Origin of the sequence: Streptomyces sp. NPDC006335 (genome assembly GCF_040612795.1) — a bacterium.
Taxonomy (GTDB): domain Bacteria; phylum Actinomycetota; class Actinomycetes; order Streptomycetales; family Streptomycetaceae; genus Streptomyces.
In genome coordinates this window covers 564,065-584,233 of record NZ_JBEXQX010000001.1, presented here as the reverse complement: position 1 = coordinate 584,233, position 20,169 = coordinate 564,065, and the positions used below count along the sequence as shown (strand labels likewise).

Genomic DNA, 20,169 nt, shown 5'->3' with positions numbered 1-20,169 from the left:
TTATCCTGCCGTCCATGAGCGCCGTGAGCGGCAAGACACCCGACGGCCCCGCCCGTTGGACGGAATGGGGCTGGTTCCTGACCTGGCTGCTGGTGGGAGCGTGCGCCGGCATCGGCCTCGCGGCGATCCTGACGGTGGGCGCGGCCCTTCTCGTAGCCGCCGCGGTGGCCGCGGTGTTGCTCCTCCGCGCGGGGCCCGCACGCGCTGTCGTGGGCGCCGTCTCGGGGCCGGCGCTGCCGCTGTTCTACCTCGCCTACCTGAACCGGGGCGGCCCGGGGGAGGTGTGCCACGCGGTGACCGGCGGGCAGAGCTGCACCGAGGAGTACACGCCGGTGCCGTTCCTGGTCGCCGGGGCTCTTCTGCTGGCCGTGGGGATCGTGCTCCACGCGGCGACCGGCCGCCGCGGGCGCGCGGACCGCATGCCGCGAGGGTAGGCGGGACATGCGCGGGGCCCGGCCCCGAAGGCTGTCGCCCTCGGGGCCGGGCCCCTGTGGATGCGCGTCCGGTCAGTGCCGGCCGAAGGACTGCACGTATCCGTTCGCGGGCGTGCCCACGCCGGTGACGTCGTCGTAGCCCTTCACCGCGGACAGCGAGCTGTCCTTGCCGAGGCTGCGGACCGAGACGCTCAGACCGCCGCTGGCGTCATAGCTGTTGGTGAAGTCGACACGCGCCACCGCGAGACCGGAGCCCGTGGGGTTGTCCGTGACGTCGTGGTACACGCGGGACCCGTACTTGGAGTAGATCGACGGGTTGGCGAAGCCGAGCGCCTTGCCGCCGGCCGCCTGCTGCGCCAGCGCCTGCACGGCCGCGATCACCGGCGAGGCCAGCGACGTGCCGCCGATGCGGTACTCGCTGTACTGCTGCGAGCCGTCGGGGAACGTCTGCGTCTGCCCCACCAGGAAACCGGTGTTCGGGTCGGCGATCGCGGAGATGTCCGGGACCACGCGGTTGCCGGCGGCGTTGTTGGCCGTGGCGAGCGCGTTCGGGACGACACCCTTCTGGTAGAAGGGCTCGGCGACCGTCTTGCTGGTGCCGCCGCCCGCGCCCGAGGTGAACGCGCCGGGGAAGTTCGTCCAGCTCTTGCCGTCCGTGGACAGCGTGGCCTTCTCGGTGCCCCAGCCGGTCTCCCACAGGTACTTGTCGCCCTTGCCGACGGCCAGCGAGGTACCGCCGACCGCCGTCACCCACGCCGAGTTGGCCGGGGTGTCGACCTGCTTCGTACCGGTGTTGGCGACCTCGTCGCCGTTGTCGCCGGAGGAGAAGTAGAAGCCGATGCCCTCGACCGCGCCGAACTGGAAGACCTGGTCGTAGGCGGCCGCGAGGTCCGGGGTCTGGTTGGCCTCGATGTCGCCCCAGGAGTTGGAGACGATGTCGGCCAGGTGGTTGTCGACGACCTTGCTGAGCGAGTCGAGCAGATCGTCGTCGTAGCAGGACGCGGCGCCCACGTACGTGATGTTCGCGTCCGGCGCGACCGCGTGCACGGCCTCGACGTCGAGGGTCTCCTCGCCGTACCAGCCGGCCGCCCCGCACTCCTCGGTCTTCGTGTAGTTCTTCGGCAGGACCTGCTTCAGCTGGCTGCTGGTGTAGGCCGCGTCGCCGTTCTTCTTCGCGTAGGTGGCCGCGTCGAAGGCGATCGTCGGGGAGGCGTAGGCGTCGGTGATGGCGACACGCACCCCCTTGCCCGTGTACGTGCCCGCGCCGTAGGCGGCGCGCAGCTGCTTGCCGGTGTAGCCCTTGATCGCGTACGGGATCTTCGTGCCGTAGGCCTCGGGCAGCGTGCTCGCGGTGTTCGAGCCGTAGTACGAGGAGAACGGCCCGGCGTTCTTGAACACGGCGTCCGGCGGCGGCAGTTGGTCCTTGCTGCTGGCCTTGTGCGGCGCGTTGTCCAGGCCGGTGACGGTCAGCACGGCACCGTCCAGAGCGGCCGGCGCGGAGGCGGCCTTGGCCGGGGCGCGGTAGGTCTTGGAGCCCTTGGTGTAGTTGTGCAGCTGGGTCCCGAAGGCCTTCTCGGCGGCGGCCACGTCACCGGTGACGGAGACGTAGTGCTGCGTGGTCCCGGTGACCTTCAGGCCCGCCGACTCCAGCCAGGACTTCACCGCGGCCACCTGCGCCTTGGTGGCGCCGAAGCGGGCCTGCGCCTGCTTCGCGCTCAGGTACTTGCCGTACGACGCCGAAGACGGGTCGGAGACCGACTTCGCGTAGGCGGCGAGGCCGGCGGCGTCCTTGCCGGCGAGGTAGACCCGGGCGGAGACCTGGGCGCTGTCGGAGGCGGCGCCCTTGTCGGCCTTGGCCGTGGCCCACGCGGGCTTGGTCCCGGCCAGCGTGTCACGGTTCGGATTGTCCGCGGCGTGGGCCGCGGGTATACCGAGCGCCAGCGCGCCCGCGAGCATCGGCAGTGTCGCCGCCATGCTCACTCCGGCGCGGAGTTTGGCGCGGTTGGATCTCATGGAACCCCCAAGATGCGGTTCGTCGCGAGTGATCACCCGACGGTGTGGCCACTCTTGCGACGAACCGTTCATGCCAGGGGAATGGGCATGCCAAGAGGAGCCCAATTAACCTAATGAAAAAGGCTCGTTCGAGGGTTAACCCTCTATGATCGCGGCTTCGCGCCCCGCTCCTTCAGCATCCCCGCCATCAGGTCGATCTCCGACTGCTGCGCGTCGACCATCCCCTGCGCGAGCCGCTTCTCCACACCGACCGTGCACTTCTCCACACAGCCCTTCGCCATGTGGATGCCGCCCTGGTGATGGTCCGTCATCAACTGGAGGTAGAAGATCTCGGCCTGCTTGCCGTTCAGCGTGCCCAGCTTCTTCATCTCGCTGTTGGTCGCCATGCCCGGCATCAGCGAACCCTCGCCGGCCGACGGCATGTCACCCATGTCCATCCACGTCATGGGCGGATCGGCCGACACCTTGGGCAAGCTCCACAGGTCCAGCCAACCCAGCAGCATGCCGCGCTGGTTGGCCTGCGTCTGCGCGATGTCGTAGGCGAGCCGCCGTACTTCGGCGTCCTTGGTGCGGTCGCGCACGATGTACGACATCTCGACGGCCTGCTGGTGGTGCACGGCCATGTCCCGTGCGAAGCCGGCGTCCGCCGACTCGGCGGAGGGCGTGTCCGAGCCGCCGTCCTCGGCCACGGCATAGCTGATCGCGCCGGCCGCGACGAGCACGCCCGCCACGGCCACGGCCACTCCCGCGAACCTCACTGCCCCAGACCGCCCGTGCACGCCGCGCCCGGCTCGGGCGTCTGCTCGCCCTGCACGAACTTCTCGAAGAACTTGTCGACGTTCGGGTCCTTCGCCCCCGTCACGGTCCGCTGGTGGCCCCACGCCGACAGCATGATCGGGTCCTTCTGCTTGTCGTCCGGGCTCATCAGCGTGTACGGCGTCTTCTTCACCTTCGCCGCGAGCGCGTCCACGTCGGCCTTCTTGGCCGCGCTGGTGTACGTCACCCAGACCGCGCCGTGCTCCAGCGAGTGCACGGCGTTCATGTTGTTGAGCGCCTTGGTGTAGACGTCGCCGTTGCAGTTCATCCAGACCTGGTTGTGGTCGCCGCCGACCGGGGGCTCCATCGGGTAGCTCACGGTCTTGACGACGTGGTTGCGGCCCAGCGTGCCCTTCCAGGTCTTCACGCCGTCGGAGCCCGTGACGAAGTGCCCCTTGCCCTTGCCGTCGGCCGCCGTGCTGTCGTCGGACTGCGACTGCACCAGCACGATGGAGCCGACGACCAGACCGGCGACGACGACCACGGCGGCGCCGATGGTGAGGATCCGGTTGCGGCGCTCCCGGGACTGCTCGGCGCGCCGCATCTCCTCTATGCGCGCCTTGCGTGCCGCGGCGGTGCTCTTCTTGGCGGAACCCATGAGGTGTGTCCTTCTGGGGAAAGGGGCGGGTCGGACGGTGACGATCGGTCCGCTGATCGTAGTGGGGCGGGGGCGGCTTCTCGCAGGGAGCCCACAGGAAACCCGGGGCGCGGGGTGAGACGGGGAGGGCCGGGCATTACGTATGTCAGTCCGAGCAGGCAAGATGGGCGGCAGAGCAGTACATCCGCCGGACGTGAGGCGTTCACTCCCGGGTCGCCGGGACGATCAAGGTCGGCAACGCGCACGAAATGCTGTTGTGGTGTGATGCTCAGGTGCCCGACCGCCTCCTGCGGGACACGGAGACAGGCGGCCTGACCAGCAAGGATGGGGAAGCGGAAGATGGACAAGCAGCAGGAGTTCGTGCTCCGGACCTTGGAGGAGCGCGACATCCGGTTCGTACGCCTGTGGTTCACGGACGTGCTGGGCTTCCTCAAGTCGGTCGCCGTGGCCCCGGCGGAGCTGGAACAGGCCTTCGACGAGGGCATCGGCTTCGACGGGTCCGCGATCGAGGGATTCGCTCGCGTGTACGAGTCCGACATGATCGCCAAGCCCGACCCGTCGACCTTCCAGGTCCTGCCCTGGCGCGCGGAGGCCCCCGGCACGGCCCGGATGTTCTGCGACATCCTCATGCCGGACGGCAGCCCGTCCTTCGCGGACCCCCGGTACGTCCTCAAGCGCGCCCTGGCCCGCACCTCCGACCTGGGCTTCACGTTCTACACCCACCCGGAGATCGAGTTCTTCCTCCTGAAGGACCGCCCGCTGGACGGCTCACGGCCGACCCCGGCCGACAACTCCGGCTACTTCGACCACACCCCCCAGAACATCGGCATGGACTTCCGCCGCCAGGCGATCACCATGCTGGAGTCGATGGGCATCTCGGTCGAGTTCTCCCATCACGAGGGTGCCCCCGGCCAGCAGGAGATCGACCTGCGCTACGCCGACGCGCTCTCCACGGCCGACAACATCATGACGTTCCGCCTGGTCATGAAGCAGGTGGCGCTGGAGCAGGGCGTCCAGGCGACGTTCATGCCGAAGCCGTTCTCGGAGCACCCCGGCTCGGGCATGCACACCCACCTCTCCCTCTTCGAGGGCGACCGGAACGCGTTCTACGAGTCGGGCTCGGAGTACCAGCTCTCCAAGGTCGGCCGCTCCTTCATCGCGGGCCTGCTCAAGCACGCGGCGGAGATCTCCGCGGTCACCAACCAGTGGGTGAACTCCTACAAGCGCATCTGGGGCGGCACCGAGCGCACCGCCGGCGCCGGCGGCGAGGCCCCCTCCTACATCTGCTGGGGCCACAACAACCGCTCGGCCCTGGTCCGCGTCCCGATGTACAAGCCCGGCAAGACCGGCTCGGCCCGCATCGAGGTCCGCTCCCTCGACTCCGGCGCCAACCCCTACCTCGCCTACGCCCTGCTCCTGGCCGCCGGCCTCAAGGGCGTCGAGGAGGGCTACGAGCTCCCGCCGGGCGCCGAGGACGACGTCTGGGCCCTGTCCAACGCCGAGCGCCGCGCCATGGGCATCGAACCCCTGCCCCAGAACCTGGGCGAGGCCCTCACCCTGATGGAACGCAGCGACCTGGTCGCCGAGACGCTCGGCGAGCACGTCTTCGACTTCTTCCTGCGCAACAAGAAGAGCGAGTGGGAGGAGTACCGCAGCGAGGTCACGGCCTTCGAGCTGCGGAAGAACCTGCCGGTGCTGTAGGGATTCGGCGCAGGGGCGCGGGGCCGTCGCACGGTCCCCGCGCCCCTGTGACGACGGGGGCTACCGGGCCGCCTGCTGGGCCAGCACCTGGTGCAGTGGTTCGGTCTCCCGGCGCTTGTACTCCTGGATCGCCCAGCCGTTGCCGTCCGGGTCCTTGAAGTACATGAAGGTGGCGCCGTCCTGCGGGGCGAACTGGACCGGTTCGCTCACGTCCAGGCCGCGGGCGGTGAGTTCCTCGTACGCCGCCTTCGCGTCCGTCACACACAGTTGCATGCCGTGGTACGTCCCGGGCTGCGGGGCGCCCGTCGGGACCTGGAGGCCGTCCACCAGGGCGATGGAACAGCCCGAGCCGGGCGGGGTGAGCTGGCAGATGCGGACGCCCTCCATCACCTCGCCGTCCAGGTCCACGTGGAAACCGACCTTGTCGCGGTAGAACTCCTTGGCGCGGTCCACGTCCGTGACCGGCAGCAGGATCACTTCGAGGCTCATGTCCATGGCGTGACTCCCTTGTCGACGTCAGTACAGAGGGCCGTTCTCAGAAACGCCACCGCGTCTGGCTGAACGGCTGCCCCTTACCGAAGCCGAAAACGGTGCGCGGCGCCACCGCATACACGACGGCGTGTCCCGGACCGTGGTGGAAGTAGCCGTCCCGCACCTCGAAGCGCCAGAAGTCGCCGTACTTGGCCTCCCACGCGGCGGCCAGCTCGCGCAGCCTCGTGTCGTCCGAGACCCGCACCGCCTCGCCCTCCACCACCAGGTCGTAGCCCTTGTCCCAGATGTTGGTGCCGGTCGTCAGCGTCACGTGCGCGTTGTGCGCGAGGTTCTTCGCCTTGCGCTCCTCGGGGCCGGTGCAGAAGTGCAGCGCCCCATGGGCCCACACGGCGGGCAACGGCGTGACGTGCGGGCGCCCGTCCGGCCGTACCGTCGAGATCCAGAACAGCTCGGCGGAGGCCAGCAGCGACTCCGCGTCGGCCCAGGCGTGCGCCGTCGCGCCGGGGTCGCTGTAGCGCTCATCGAGGTGGGTCTCGGGTTCCTTCTCGGTCATCACGAAGCCTCCGGCTCGGGAAACACCCGGGCCACCGCGGCGGTCCGGCTCGACACTCCCAGTCTGCCCAAGGGGTACCCCGGATGCGGGGAGGACGACGATCCGTCCCGCGACGACGGCGACGGCGACGGCGACGGCCACGGCGACGGCGTCCCGGCCCGAGCCCGGGATCCCGGCTGCCGTCGCCGGGTCCGTCAGGGCACAGGTGCGTCGACGTCACCGCCGGTCCGGCCGACGCCCACGCTCCCCCCGCCCCCGTTGCCACTCCGCGCCCCGTCGAGGCGGCAGGCACGGCAACGTCATCCACAGCCCGGCGCTTCTCCCCACCTCTCCGGTTAGGCTCAGTCGATACGACCTTGATCGGACGGGAGGCCGGGATGACGTCTGCGCCGGGGCGCAGGAGCAGTACCTTCACGCGGCTGCTGCGGCACGGTTTCACCGATCCGTCGGCCGCCGAGCGGCTGTTGGAGAGCGCGGAGCTGAGCGCCGTACGCAACGACCCGGTGCTGCTCGAGGCGCTCGGCGCGACCGCCGACCCCGATCTGGCGCTGCTCGGTCTCGTACGGCTCCTGGAGGCGCAGCCCGACCGGGAACTGCTCGACACGGTGATAGCGGCGAAGCCGTTCCGCGACCGGCTGCTCGGGGTGCTCGGCGCGTCCGAGGCGCTCGCCGAGCACCTGGCCCGGCATCCGGGCGACTGGCACGCCCTCGTCACCTACGAGCCGCGCGACCTGCACCCCGGGGTCGAGGAGTTCGAGCGCGGGCTGGCCGAGGCCACCGACCCCGTCGCCCTGCGCGTCGCCTACCGGCGCTGTCTGCTGTCGATCGCCGCCCGTGACGTGTGCGGCACCACCGACCTCGCCGAGACCGCCGCCGAGCTCGCCGACCTCGCCACCGCGACCCTGCGCGCCGCGCTCGCCATAGCGCGGGCGGCCGCCCCCGAGGACGCGGCCCTGTGCCGGCTCGCGGTGATCGCGATGGGCAAGTGCGGGGGACATGAACTCAATTACGTCTCCGACGTCGATGTCATCTTCGTCGGGGAGGCCGTCGACGGGGCCGACGAGGGCAAGGCCCTGCGCGCCGCCACCAAGCTGGCCTCGCACATGATGCGGATCTGCTCCGAGACCACCGTCGAGGGGTCCATCTGGCCCGTCGACGCCAATCTGCGGCCCGAGGGCAGGAACGGCCCGCTGGTGCGCACCCTCTCCAGCCACCTCGCCTACTACCAGCGCTGGGCCAAGACCTGGGAGTTCCAGGCCCTCCTCAAGGCCCGCCCGGTCGCCGGCGACCTGGAGCTGGGCGAGGAGTACGTCGCCGCCCTCGAACCCCTGGTCTGGAAGGCCGCCGAGCGCGAGAACTTCGTCGCCGACGTGCAGAAGATGCGGCGCCGGGTCGTCGAGAACATCCCCGTCGCCGAGCTCGACCGGCAGCTCAAGCTCGGCCCCGGCGGTCTCAGGGACGTCGAATTCGCCGTACAGCTCCTTCAGTTGGTGCACGGCCGCGAGGACGGCTCGCTGCGCAGCGGCACCACCCTCAACGCCCTCCAGGCCCTCGCCGCCGGCGGCTACGTGGGCCGGGCCGACGCCGCCCAGCTCGACGACGCCTACCGCTTCCTGCGCTCCATGGAACACCGCATCCAGCTCTACCGGCTGCGCCGCACCCACCTCGTCCCCGAGGACGAGGCCGACCTGCGCCGCCTCGGCCGCTCCCTCGGCCTGCGCGCCGACCCGGTGACCGAGCTGAACCGGGAGTGGAAGCGGCACGCCTCCGTCGTACGACGACTGCACGAGAAGCTGTTCTACCGGCCGCTGCTGGACGCCGTGGCCCAACTCGGGCCCGGCGAGATCCGGTTGAGCGCCGGGGCGGCACGGGAGCGGCTGGTCGCGCTCGGGTACGCCGACCCGGCCTCCGCCCTGCGCCACCTGGAGGCCCTAGCCTCCGGCGTCACCCGCAAGGCCGCCATCCAGCGAACTCTCCTTCCGGTGCTGCTGGGTTGGTTCGCCGAGTCGGCCGACCCGGACGCCGGACTGCTCAACTTCCGCAAGGTGTCGGACGCGTTGGGCAAGACGCCCTGGTACCTGCGGCTGCTCAGGGACGAGGGCGCCGCCGCCGAGAACCTCGCGCGTGTCCTGTCCGCCGGCCGTCTCGCCCCCGACCTGCTGATGCGCGCCCCCGAAGCGGTGGCGCTGCTCGGGGACGGCGACGGCGGCGGGCTCGACCCGCGCGGGCGCGCCGGTCTCGAACAGGAGATACTCGCCGCGGTCCGGCGCGCCGACGGGGCCGCCCAGGCGGTCACCGCGGCCCGCGGGGTCCGGCGCCGCGAACTGTTCCGTACGGCCGCCGCGGACATCGTCGGCTCCTACGGCACCGAGACCCAGCCCGCCGAACCGGACCAGGGCGCCCTGGTGGACCGCGTCGGCGCCGCCGTGTCCGACCTGACCGCCGCGACGCTGGCCGGCACCCTGCGCGCGGTGGTCCGGGACGGCTGGGGCGACACCCTGCCGACCCGGTTCGCCGTGATCGGCATGGGCCGCTTCGGCGGTCACGAACTCGGCTACGGCTCCGACGCGGATGTTCTCTTCGTCCACGAACCGTGCGAGGGCGTCGACGAGCGGGAGGCCTCCGAGGCGGCCAACAAGGTCGTCTCCGAGATGCGCCGACTGCTCCAGCTCCCGAGCGCCGACCCCCCGCTGCTCATCGACGCCGACCTGCGCCCGGAGGGCAAGTCCGGGCCGCTGGTGCGCACGCTGACCTCGTACGCGGCCTACTACCGCCGCTGGTCGCTCGTCTGGGAGGCGCAGGCGCTGCTGCGGGCCGAACCGGTCGCCGGGGACGAGGACCTGGGCCGCCGTTTCGTCGAGCTCATCGACCCCCTGCGCTACCCGGCGAGCGGTCTCGGCGACGACGCCGTACGCGAGATCCGGCGGCTGAAGGCGCGCATGGAGTCCGAGCGGATGCCGCGCGGCGCCGACCCGAAACTGCACACCAAGCTCGGGCCCGGCGGTCTGTCCGACGTCGAGTGGGTGGTCCAGTTGCTCCAGATGCGGCACGGCGCCCGGGTGCCGGGGCTGCGCACGACTCGTACCCGCGCGGCCCTGGTCGCCGCACGGGACGCCGGGTTCGTCTCCGCGGACGACGCCCAGGTCCTCGACGAGGCGTGGGTGCTCGCGACCCGGGTGCGCAACGCGGTGATGCTGGTGCGGGGGAGGGCCGGGGACACGTTCCCGACCGAGGCGCGGGAACTGGCCGCCGTGGGGCGGTACCTGGGGTACGGGCCGGGTCACGCGGGGGACATGCTGGAGGACTACCGGCGTACGGCCCGCCGGGCCCGGGGCGTGGTGGAGGAGCTGTTCTACGGGGCGTAGGCCTTCAGGCGCCGGGCCCCGGTGTCCGGGGCCGCCTTCGGCAACGCGTACGGCTGTGCCCCGTACCAGAGCCGTGCCACCGTGAAGCCGAACAGCAGGCACAGGACGCCGCCGACCGCGTCGAGCCAGAAGTGGTTGGCCGTGGCGACGATGACCACGAGTGTCGCCGCCGGGTAGAGGACGCCCAGGACGCGCACCCACGGCACCGACGCCAGCGCGAAGATTGTCAGACCGCACCACAGGGACCAGCCGATGTGCATGGACGGCATCGCGGCGTACTGGTTGGACATGTGCTTCAGGTCGCCGGAGGCCATCGAGCCCCAGGTCTGGTGGACCATGACGGTGTCGACGAAGCCGCCGCCGTTCATCAGCCGCGGAGGTGCGAGCGGATACAGGTAGTAACCGACCAGTGCCACACCCGTCGTGGCGAACAGCACCAGGCGGGTCGCCGCGTAGCGGCCGGGATGGCTGCGGTAGAGCCAGACCAGGACGCCCAGCGTCACGACGAAGTGCAGGGTCGCGTAGTAGTAGTTCATCCCGACGACGAGCCAAGTCACCGAGTTGACCGCGTGGTTGACGGACTCCTCGACCGCGATGCCGAGGTGGTGCTCCATCCGCCAGATCCAGTCGGCGTTGCGCAGCGCCTGCGCCTTCTGCTCCGGTACCGCGTTGCGGATCAGTGAGTACGTCCAGTAACTCACCGCGATCAGCAGGATCTCGAACCACAGGCGCGGTCGGCGCGGGGTGCGCAGCCGACGCAGCAGAACCGGCCGGTCCGCGGCCGTGAGAGAATCCGGAGCGGCCGCATTCCCGCGGTCTTCCAGACTGGTCACGGTCGAGTCACCCATAGACACAAAGTCTGCCAGAGACGCCTTACCCCACCGATCATCCCCCGGTCGGGTTCGGGCCGCATGTCCTACGACGGGGAGACTGTCCCGTTCTCCTACCGCCGCAGGGGGGACCGTCCGTTTTCTCCGCCCTACGGACGACTCCGGTCGCCAGGGGCCGAAGCGGTCGAACCCCGCACCACCAGCTCCGGCATGAACACGAACTCGCTGTGCGGCGCGGGCGTTCCGCCGATCTCCTCCAGCAGGGTCCGTACCGCCGCCTGTCCCATGGCCGGCACCGGCTTGCGGACCGTCGTGAGCGGCGGGTCGGTGAAGGCGATCAGCGGGGAGTCGTCGAAGCCCACGACCGACACGTCCCGCGGCACCTCCAGGCCCCGCTGCCGGGCCGCCCGTATCGCGCCCAGCGCCATCATGTCGCTCGCGCACACGACCGCCGTGCAGTCACGGTCGATGAGGGCCGTCGCGGCCGCCTGGCCGCCCTCCAGGGTGTACAGCGAGTGCTGGACGAGGTCCGCCTCGACGGTCGCCGCGGACAGCCCCAGCAGGTCCTGCATGGTGCGCACGAAGCCCTCGATCTTGCGCTGGACCGGCACGAAGCGCTTCGGTCCGAGCGCGAGGCCGATCCGGGTGTGGCCCAGCGACACCAGATGGGTCACCGCCAGCGCCATCGCCGCCCGGTCGTCGGGTGAGATGAACGGCGCCTGCACCTTCGGCGAGAAACCGTCCACGAGCACGAACGGCACGCCCTGCGCCCGCAACTGCTCGTAGCGCTGCATGTCGGCGGAGGTGTCCGCGTGCAGCCCGGAGACGAAGATGATGCCGGCCACGCCCCGGTCGACGAGCATCTCCGTCAGCTCGTCCTCCGTGGAGCCGCCCGGGGTCTGGGTGGCGAGGACGGGGGTGTAGCCCTGCCGGGTCAGCGCCTGGCCGATCACCTGGGCCAGGGCCGGGAAGATGGGGTTCTCCAGCTCCGGGGTGATCAGGCCCACCAGACCCTCGCTGCGCTGCCGCAGCCGCACCGGGCGTTCGTAGCCGAGCACGTCGAGCGCGGCCAGCACGGACTGGCGGGTGGTGGCGGCGACACCCGGCTTCCCGTTGAGGACGCGGCTGACGGTCGCTTCGCTCACCCCCGCCTGAACAGCGATGTCGGCTAGCCGTGTGGTCACGGCACCGGACTGTACCGGCCGTATCGTCATCGCGGTCCCTCTGTTCTGGTCGGCGCCCCTGGTCCCACAAGGGGATGATTCCCGTACGGGAGGGGGATGGCAAGAGCTTGCAGAGTCTTGCACAACCCGTAGTCGTCCCGCTCAGGCCCGTAAAACAAGGGTCTCGTGACGGTCGACAAGGGGTCACGACGGGGTAACTTCCGCAGTCTCTTGCACTTTTTTTCTGCAAGGTCTTTCGCAAGACTTGCATCGCTGTTACGTTCCCACTCGCCCGGCCGCCGCAACGGCGCAGTCGGCAGGCAGGACGGCAGACGGGGCCGGCACCTGCACCACACGGGCTTTCACCCTCAAGGAGAACTCATGCGGCGTGGCATAGCGGCCACCGCGCTGGTGGCGTCTTTCGCCCTCGCGGCGACGGCCTGCGGCGGAAGCGACAGCGGCGACAAGGCCGACGGTCCGGTCACCATCACCTGGTGGGACACCTCCAACGCCACCAACGAGGCGCCGACGTACCAGGCCCTGATCAAGGACTTCGAGGCCGCCAACAAGGACATCAAGGTCAAGTACGTCAACGTCCCGTTCGACCAGGCGCAGAACAAGTTCGACACCGCGGCCGGCGCGAGCGGCGCCCCGGACGTGCTGCGTTCCGACGTCGGCTGGACCCCCGCCTTCGCCAAGAAGGGCTACTTCCTGCCGCTCGACGGCACCGAGGCCCTGGCCGAGCAGGCCAAGTTCAAGCCGAACCTGATCGAGCAGGCCCAGTACGACGGCAAGACCTACGGTGTCCCCTTCGTCACCGACACCCTCGCCCTGGTCTACAACAAGGAACTCTTCGCCAAGGCCGGCGTCGAGGCCCCCAAGACCTGGGACGACCTCAAGGCCGCCGCCGCCACGATCAAGTCGAAGACCGGCGTCGACGGCTACTGGGGCTCCACCGCGGCCTACTACGCGCAGCCGTTCCTCTTCGGCGAGGGCACCGACACCGTCGACGCCTCCGCCAAGAAGATCACGATCAACTCGGCCGCCGCCAAGAAGGGCTACGGCACCTGGCTGAGCCTCTTCTCCGGCAAGGGCCTGCACAAGGCCGACACCACCGCCGACGCCTACGCCCACATCCAGGACGCGTTCGTCAACGGCAAGGTCGCCGCGATCATCCAGGGCCCGTGGGAGATCACCAACTTCTACAAGGGCTCCGCCTTCAAGGACAAGGCCAACCTCGGCATCGCCACCGTCCCGGCCGGCTCCACCGGCAAGGCGGGCGCCCCGACCGGCGGCCACAACCTCTCGATCTACGCCGGCTCGGACTCCGCCCACCAGAAGGCGGCCGAGAAGTTCGTCGGCTTCATGACCTCAGCGAAGTCCCAGACGCAGATCGCGCTGAAGAACTCCACGCTGCCCACGCGTGACGACGCCTACACCGCCGAGGTCAAGGCCGACCCGGGCATCGCCGGCTACCAGACGGTCCTCGCCTCCGCCCGGCCGAGGGTGGCCCTGCCGGAGTACAGCTCCCTGCTGACCCCGCTGGACACCGAGCTGATCAAGATCGCCGGAGGCAAGGAGTCCCTGGACAAGGGCCTGAGCAACGCGGAGACCGCCATCGCCAAGCTGGTGCCGGACTTCAGCAAGTGAGCCGAGCGGCCGCCGGATCTCCCGGTCACGGGGGGAGATCCGGCGGCCACCGGACTGTGCCCGGTCCCACCGGGGGGCCGTCTCGCCCAGCCACTTCTCAGAGCCGCAGAACTTCCAGAAGGTGTCGAACATGACAGTCGCCATCGACCGCGCCACCGGCAAGCGCCGCGGTGACCGCGCGCCGCGGCCCGGGCTGGGCCAACGCCTGAAGCACAGCTACCAGAAGCACTGGTACGCCTACGCGATGATCGCCCCGGTGGCGATCGTCCTCGGTGTCCTCGTGCTCTACCCCCTGGTCTACGGCGTCTACCTCACGCTCACCGACGCCAACAGCCTCAACACGGCCCGCACGATCGGCGTCAACCACATCGACGCCACCTACAAGTTCATCGGCCTGGACAACTACGCCGACATCCTGTGGGGCGACACGGCCTACGACCGCTTCTGGTCGCACTTCATCTGGACGATCGTCTGGACGGCCGTGTGCGTGGCCCTGCACTACTGCATCGGGCTCGGCCTCGCGCTGCTGCTCAACCAGAAGCTGCGCGGCCGCACGCTGTACCGGCTGATCCTGGTGCTGCCCTGGGCCGTGCCGACCTTCGTCACCGTCTTCGGCTGGCGCTTCATGCTCGCCGACGGCGGCATCATCAACACCGTGCTGGACGCCCTGCACCTGCCGAGTCCGGCCTGGCTGGAGGACACCTTCTGGCAGCGGTTCGCCGCGATCATGGTCAACACCTGGTGCGGAGTGCCGTTCATGATGGTCTCGCTGCTCGGCGGCCTCCAGTCCATCGACGCCTCGCTGTACGAGGCCGCCGAGATGGACGGCGCGAGCCCCTGGCAGCGGTTCCGCTACGTCACCCTCCCGGGCCTGCGATCCGTCAGCTCCACCGTCGTCCTGCTCGGCATCATCTGGACGTTCAACCAGTTCGCCGTGATCTTCCTGCTGTTCGGCAACACCGCGCCGGACGCGCAGATCCTCGTCACCTGGGCCTACTACCTGGGCTTCGGACAGCAGCCGCGTGACTTCGCGCAGTCGGCGGCGTACGGCATCCTGCTGCTGGCCATCCTGATCGTCTTCACCTCCTTCTACCGCCGCTGGCTGAACCGCAATGACCAGCAGCTCGCGATCTGAGGCAGGAGCTCCCATGAGTACGACCACAGTCGAGACCTCCGCCGCGGTGTCCCAGGCCGGCCCCGCACCGGCACCCGGCCGGATCCGCCGCCGCGGGGAGAAGAGCCTCGCCGGCTCCCTCGCCTCGCACGGCATCCTGATCGTCGCGAGCCTGATCGCGCTGTTCCCGATCGTCTGGCTGATCTTCCTGTCCCTCGGCCCGGACAAGGACGACTACCTCCACCCGGGCGGCATCTGGAAGAAGATGACGCTCGACAACTACTCGTTCGTCCTCCAGCACACCGAGTTCTTCAGCTGGCTCAAGAGCTCGCTGATCGTCTCGCTCGGTACCACGGTGATCGGCGTGCTGATCGCCGCGACCACCGGGTACGCGGTGTCCCGGATGCGCTTTCCGGGCTACCGCAAGTTCATGTGGGTGCTCCTGGTCACGCAGATGTTCCCGGTGGCCGTCCTCATGGTGCCGATGTACCAGATGCTCTCGGACCTCCAGCTCATCGACACCTACCTCGGACTCGTCCTCGTGTACTGCTCGACGGCGGTGCCGTACTGTGCCTGGCTGCTGAAGGGTTACTTCGACACCATCCCGTTCGAGATCGACGAGGCCGGACGCGTCGACGGGCTGACCCCCTTCGGCACGTTCGCGCGGCTGATCCTGCCGCTCGCCAAGCCGGGCCTCGCGGTCGCCGCGTTCTACAGCTTCCTCACCGCGTTCGGTGAGGTCGCGTTCGCCTCGACGTTCATGCTGTCCGACACGAAGTACACCTTCGCGGTGGGGCTGCAGAGCTTCGTGAGCGAGCACGACGCGCAGCGGAACCTGATGGCCGCGACGGCGGTGCTGATCGCGATACCGGTGTCGGCGTTCTTCTACCTCGTGCAGAAGAACCTTGTCACTGGGCTTACCGCCGGTGGCACCAAGGGGTAAGAACCGGCCGTTCTGTGGCTGCGGCTTTCGTCGTGGCTGGTCGCGCAGTTCCCCGCGCCCCTTGTGGGGGCAGGGCCCCACACCCCCAAGACCCGAGGCGGCCGTGGTCTCCATCCGACCCCGCTGTGACCACGGCCGCCTCGCCACCCTCATACCTTTGACCTGATGAACCCGTTACGTACCAAGGACGCCATGAGCCAGCAGCACTCCGCCCTCGCCCCGGCCCCCCACTCCGCCGAAGCCAAGCGCAGCGACTGGTGGCGGGACGCGGTGATCTACCAGGTCTATCCGCGCAGCTTCGCCGACAGCAACGGTGACGGCATGGGTGACCTGGAGGGCATCCGCACCCGACTGCCGTACCTGCGCGACCTCGGCGTGGACGCCGTGTGGCTCAGCCCCTTCTACGCCTCCCCGCAGGCCGACGCCGGCTACGACGTCGCCGACTACCGGGCCGTGGACCCCATGTTCGGCAACCTCCTGGACGCCGACGCGCTGATCCGGGACGCCCGCGAACTCGGGCTGCGCATCATCGTCGACCTGGTCCCCAACCACTCCTCCGACCAGCACGAGTGGTTCAAGCGGGCGGTCGCCGAAGGCCCGGGCTCACCGCTCAGGGACCGCTACCACTTCCGCCCCGGCAAGGGCGAGAACGGCGAACTCCCGCCCAACGACTGGGAGTCCATCTTCGGCGGCCCCGCCTGGACCCGCGTCGAGGACGGCGAGTGGTACCTCCACCTCTTCGCCCCCGAGCAGCCCGACTTCAACTGGGACCACCCGGCCGTCGGCGACGAGTTCCGCTCCATCCTGCGCTTCTGGCTGGACATGGGCGTGGACGGCTTCCGCATCGACGTGGCACACGGCCTGGTGAAGGCGGAAGGCCTTCCCGACCTGGGATCCCACGATCAGGTGAAGCTGCTGGGCAACGATGTCATGCCGTTCTTCGACCAGGACGGCGTCCACGAGATCTACCGCCAGTGGCGACTGATCCTCGACGAGTACTCCGGCGAACGCATCTTCGTCGCCGAGGCCTGGACCCCGACCATCGAACGCACCGCGAACTACGTCCGGCCCGACGAGCTGCACCAGGCGTTCAACTTCCAGTACCTGAGCACCGCCTGGGACGCCGAGGAACTGCGCGAGGTCATCGACCGCACCCTGGAGGCGATGCGCCCGGTCGGCGCCCCGGCCACCTGGGTGCTCTCCAACCACGACGTCACCCGCCACGCCACCCGCTTCGCCAACCCGCCCGGCCTCGGCACCCAGATCCGCACGGCCGGGGACCGGGAGCTGGGGTTGCGCCGCGCCCGCGCCGCCACGCTGCTCATGCTGGCGCTGCCCGGATCGGCGTACATCTACCAGGGCGAGGAGCTCGGCCTCCCGGACGTCGTCGACCTGTCCGACGAGGTCCGCCAGGACCCGGCGTACTTCCGGGGCGCCGGCCAGGACGGCTTCCGCGACGGCTGCCGGGTGCCGATCCCGTGGACGCGCGAGGGATCGTCGTACGGCTTCGGCGCGGGCGGCAGCTGGCTGCCCCAGCCGGCGGACTGGGCGGAGCTGAGCGTGGAGGCGCAGACCGGCGACCCCGACTCCACCCTGGAGCTCTACCGCACGGCGATCGCCGTCCGCCGCGCCCAGCCCGACCTGGGCGCCGGCGACGCGGTCGAGTGGCTGCGGGCACCCGAGGGCGTCCTCGCCTTCCGACGCGGCGAGTTCGTCTGCGTCGCCAACACCGGTGGCGAATCGGTGACGACTCCGGCGTACGGCCGCCTGCTGCTCGCCAGCGGTGAGGTCGCCGAGGTCGACGGGGACGCGAAGGTGCCGGCCGACACGACCGTGTGGTGGACGACGGCCTGAGCGCACAGCGGAATCACCGGGCCCCCGCGAAGGCCCGGTGATTTCTCCGTCGGGCGTGTCGATCGAAGGGATCCGCGTTCGACGCTTGGGTGAAAGGGCGCGCACAGCGCCCCGCACCCGAGGAGAGACCATGCAGATCCGCGCCCGCCTGAGCATGAGCGCCGACGGCTACGTGACCACCCCGAGCGGCTGGCCCGCGCTGACCGCCGACCCCGCGTTCGTCCCCGGTCAGAGCCACGGCATCCGGGAGTTCCTGGCCGACTGCGAGGCCGCCCTCATGGGCCGCACGACCTTCGAGCCGGCCCTGACCAACAGCCGCTGGCCGTGGCCCGACCTCGACGTGTTCGTCCTCGGCTCGCACCGCCCGGACGGCACCCCGGACCACGTCACCACCGACAGCGACCCGGTCCGCCTGCTGGAGAAGCTGCGCGCGGCCAACCGGGGCGGCGACGTCCACCTCGTCGGCGGCCCGCGCACGATCGGCACCTTCCACGCGCTCGGCGCGCTCGACCGCCTCGAACTGGTCGTGCTGCCCCTGCTGTTCGGCGGCGGCACCCAGCTGACCCCGGCGCTCGGCCCTGAGACCGGACTGACCTTCCTGAGCCAGCGCGCCCTGCCGGGAGGGGCGGTGGAGATCGTCTACTCCTGCGAGGGCCGTCGCGGCGACCTGCCGGGCAGGCCCGCCGAGCAAGTGTGAAAGTACTTGCCGTTGCTTTCACGGCTATTGCTGTAAACATTTCAACAGCGGTACGTTCTCGCCGGCGCCCGGCAAAGAGGCCGGGCCGTCACGTAAGGAGAACCCCCACGTGATACCGAGAAGGTCCGCAAGGGCAACCACGACCGCCGCGGCGACCGTGCTCGCCGCCACGGTCGCCGTCCTGACCCCCACCGCCGCCCAGGCCGCCCCGCCGGGCGGCAAGGACGTCACCGCAGTCCTCTTCGAGTGGAACTTCGCCTCCGTCGCCAAGGAGTGCACCCGAACCCTCGGCCCCGCCGGATACGGCTACGTCCAGGTCTCCCCGCCCGCCGAGCACATCCCGGGCTCGCAGTGGTGGACCTCCTACCAGCCGGTCAGCTACAAGATCGCGGGCCGGCTCGGGGACCGCAGTGCCTTCCAGTACATGGTGAACACCTGCCACGCGGCCGGGGTGAAGGTCGTCGTCGACACCGTCATCAACCACATGGCCGCGGGCAGCGGCACCGGCACCGGCGGATCGTCGTACACGAAGTACGACTACCCCGGCCTGTACTCCTCCTTCGACTTCGACGACTGCACGTCCCAGGTCACCAACTACCAGGACCGCTGGAACGTCCAGCACTGCGAGCTGGTCGGCCTGGCCGACCTCGACACGGGTGAGTCGTACGTCCGCGGCGCGATCGCCGGGTACATGAACGACCTGCTCACCCTCGGCGTCGACGGCTTCCGCATCGACGCGGCCAAGCACATCGACAGCGCCGACCTCGCCAACATCAAGTCCCGGCTGAACAACCCGTCGGTGTACTGGAAGCAGGAGGTCATCCACGGCAGCGGGGAGGCCGTCCAGCCCACCGAGTACACCGGCAACGGGGACGTCCAGGAGTTCCGTTACGCCTACGACCTCAAGCGGGTCTTCAACAACGAGAACCTCGCCTACCTGAAGAACTACGGCGAGGGCTGGGGCTACCTGAACAGCTCGGTGGCCGGCGTCTTCGTCGACAACCACGACACCGAGCGCAACGGATCGACCCTCAACTACAAGGACGGCGCCAACTACACGCTGGCCCACGTCTTCATGCTCGCCTGGCCCTACGGCGCTCCCGACATCAACTCCGGGTACGAGTTCTCCGACACGGACGCCGGTCCGCCCAACAGCGGTGCGGTCAATGCCTGTTGGCAGGACGGCTGGAAGTGCCAGCACGCCTGGCCGGAGATCCTGCGCATGGTCGCCTTCCGCAACGCGACCCGCGGTGAGCCGGTCACCAACTGGTGGGACAACGGGGGCGACGCGATCGCGTTCGGGCGCGGCGCCAAGGGGTACGTCGCCATCAACCACGAGTCGAGCAGCCTGAGTCGGACCTACCAGACCTCGCTGCCCGCCGGGACGTACTGCAACGTGCAGAACAACACGAGCGTGACGGTCGGCTCCAACGGCCAGTTCACCGCCACCCTCGGCGCCAACACGGCGCTGGCGATCTACGCGGGCAAGTCCAGCTGCTGAACCACCCCCGACGGCCCCTGTTCCGGCTGTTCGCGCCGGCGCAGGGGCGGTCGTCCGAGTATCTCGATGTACACGATCCGCCCGTGCACGACGTCGAGGATCAGATCGCCCGACGGAGGCAGCAGCGGCACACAGCGATGTCCCGGACCGTACGGCTGTCCCTGCGGATGCTCCGCGGTCCGGATGCTCTGGCAGAAGTCGTCCCCGCAGCCGCACTCGCCGACCAGCCGGACGTCCCGCACGCAGATGGCCAACTCGCGTTCCCCCTCCGCTTCCAGGAGGGCGACCAGTTCGTCGATCAGTTCCGGGTGGACTTCGCGCACCAAGGGAGGTTCCTGCTCCATGCGCGGGAAGGTAGTCGTGTGCCCGCTCCTGAGGCCACCAATTAGGAGCGGTCCGCGGTTCGTGAAAGTTCTTTCCGTCTGTTTCAGGACTCTTGCTGTAA

17 protein-coding genes are annotated in these 20,169 nt (G+C 69.7%); 9 read left to right on the top strand and 8 right to left on the bottom strand.

Translation table 11 applies throughout. From position 1 onward, the window contains the following. Positions 1 to 14 precede the first annotated feature (14 nt). Positions 15 to 434: a hypothetical protein gene (locus ABZ098_RS02690; RefSeq protein WP_356586496.1), complete on the top strand. Its 420-nt coding sequence runs from the start codon at positions 15 to 17 to the stop codon at positions 432 to 434. Between the two features lie 72 nt (positions 435 to 506). Here the strand turns inward: ABZ098_RS02690 and ABZ098_RS02685 are convergent, their stop codons facing one another. From ABZ098_RS02685 to ABZ098_RS02675, 3 genes are all read right to left on the bottom strand, one after another. After that, complete coding sequence (locus ABZ098_RS02685; protein ID WP_356586494.1) at positions 507 to 2,447, bottom strand: S53 family peptidase; 1,941 nt, start codon at positions 2,445 to 2,447, stop codon at positions 507 to 509. A gap of 143 nt (positions 2,448 to 2,590) precedes the next feature. Beyond that, positions 2,591 to 3,190 (bottom strand): DUF305 domain-containing protein, encoded by a 600-nt coding sequence (locus tag ABZ098_RS02680; protein ID WP_356586492.1) that lies wholly within the window; start codon positions 3,188 to 3,190, stop codon positions 2,591 to 2,593. An 11-nt stretch (positions 3,191 to 3,201) separates the two neighbouring features. Next, positions 3,202 to 3,861 carry a DUF3105 domain-containing protein gene (locus tag ABZ098_RS02675; RefSeq protein WP_356586490.1) on the bottom strand — a complete coding sequence of 220 codons (660 nt, stop codon included), beginning with the start codon at positions 3,859 to 3,861 and terminating at the stop codon, positions 3,202 to 3,204. Between the two features lie 339 nt (positions 3,862 to 4,200). Between ABZ098_RS02675 and glnA the strand changes: the two genes are divergently transcribed. Next, entirely contained in the window at positions 4,201 to 5,562 is a 1,362-nt protein-coding gene (glnA, locus tag ABZ098_RS02670; protein ID WP_356586488.1) for a type I glutamate--ammonia ligase, read from the top strand. 60 nt (positions 5,563 to 5,622) lie between these two features. Here the strand turns inward: glnA and ABZ098_RS02665 are convergent, their stop codons facing one another. Beyond that, positions 5,623 to 6,057, bottom strand: coding sequence for a VOC family protein (locus tag ABZ098_RS02665; RefSeq protein ID WP_356586486.1), 435 nt, complete (start codon positions 6,055 to 6,057; stop codon positions 5,623 to 5,625). 40 nt (positions 6,058 to 6,097) lie between these two features. Beyond that, a complete protein-coding gene (locus tag ABZ098_RS02660) occupies positions 6,098 to 6,607 on the bottom strand; it encodes a pyridoxamine 5'-phosphate oxidase family protein (RefSeq protein ID WP_356586484.1) in 510 nt (169 codons plus the stop codon). Positions 6,608 to 6,984: 377 nt separating this feature from the next. Here ABZ098_RS02660 and ABZ098_RS02655 point away from each other — a divergent pair, with 377 nt between their 5' ends. Then, positions 6,985 to 9,972 carry a bifunctional [glutamine synthetase] adenylyltransferase/[glutamine synthetase]-adenylyl-L-tyrosine phosphorylase gene (locus tag ABZ098_RS02655; protein ID WP_356586482.1) on the top strand — a complete coding sequence of 996 codons (2,988 nt, stop codon included), beginning with the start codon at positions 6,985 to 6,987 and terminating at the stop codon, positions 9,970 to 9,972. Here ABZ098_RS02655 and ABZ098_RS02650 read toward each other — a convergent pair. Continuing rightward, positions 9,960 to 10,820, bottom strand: coding sequence for a phosphatase PAP2 family protein (locus ABZ098_RS02650; RefSeq protein ID WP_356586480.1), 861 nt, complete (start codon positions 10,818 to 10,820; stop codon positions 9,960 to 9,962). The two genes, ABZ098_RS02655 and ABZ098_RS02650, sit on opposite strands and share 13 nt — an antisense overlap. A gap of 131 nt (positions 10,821 to 10,951) precedes the next feature. After that, on the bottom strand, positions 10,952 to 11,986 hold the full coding sequence (locus ABZ098_RS02645; RefSeq protein ID WP_356586478.1) for a LacI family DNA-binding transcriptional regulator: 1,035 nt from the start codon (positions 11,984 to 11,986) through the stop codon (positions 10,952 to 10,954). 360 nt (positions 11,987 to 12,346) lie between these two features. Here ABZ098_RS02645 and ABZ098_RS02640 point away from each other — a divergent pair, with 360 nt between their 5' ends. From ABZ098_RS02640 to ABZ098_RS02615, 6 genes are all read left to right on the top strand, one after another. Then, positions 12,347 to 13,615, top strand: a complete 1,269-nt coding sequence (locus ABZ098_RS02640; RefSeq protein ID WP_356586476.1) for an extracellular solute-binding protein — start codon at positions 12,347 to 12,349, stop codon at positions 13,613 to 13,615. Positions 13,616 to 13,745: 130 nt separating this feature from the next. Continuing rightward, on the top strand, positions 13,746 to 14,750 hold the full coding sequence (locus ABZ098_RS02635) for a sugar ABC transporter permease (protein WP_356586474.1): 1,005 nt from the start codon (positions 13,746 to 13,748) through the stop codon (positions 14,748 to 14,750). 13 nt (positions 14,751 to 14,763) lie between these two features. After that, on the top strand, positions 14,764 to 15,672 hold the full coding sequence (locus tag ABZ098_RS02630; protein WP_356586472.1) for an ABC transporter permease subunit: 909 nt from the start codon (positions 14,764 to 14,766) through the stop codon (positions 15,670 to 15,672). Between the two features lie 192 nt (positions 15,673 to 15,864). Continuing rightward, positions 15,865 to 17,526: a glycoside hydrolase family 13 protein gene (locus tag ABZ098_RS02625; RefSeq protein WP_356587601.1), complete on the top strand. Its 1,662-nt coding sequence runs from the start codon at positions 15,865 to 15,867 to the stop codon at positions 17,524 to 17,526. 130 nt (positions 17,527 to 17,656) lie between these two features. After that, positions 17,657 to 18,223 carry a dihydrofolate reductase family protein gene (locus ABZ098_RS02620; protein ID WP_356586470.1) on the top strand — a complete coding sequence of 189 codons (567 nt, stop codon included), beginning with the start codon at positions 17,657 to 17,659 and terminating at the stop codon, positions 18,221 to 18,223. Between the two features lie 157 nt (positions 18,224 to 18,380). Beyond that, positions 18,381 to 19,724 carry an alpha-amylase family protein gene (locus tag ABZ098_RS02615; RefSeq protein ID WP_356587599.1) on the top strand — a complete coding sequence of 448 codons (1,344 nt, stop codon included), beginning with the start codon at positions 18,381 to 18,383 and terminating at the stop codon, positions 19,722 to 19,724. Here the strand turns inward: ABZ098_RS02615 and ABZ098_RS02610 are convergent. Then, positions 19,700 to 20,068, bottom strand: coding sequence for a hypothetical protein (locus tag ABZ098_RS02610; RefSeq protein ID WP_356586468.1), 369 nt, complete (start codon positions 20,066 to 20,068; stop codon positions 19,700 to 19,702). The genes ABZ098_RS02615 and ABZ098_RS02610 overlap by 25 nt on opposite strands. Positions 20,069 to 20,169 lie beyond the last annotated feature (101 nt).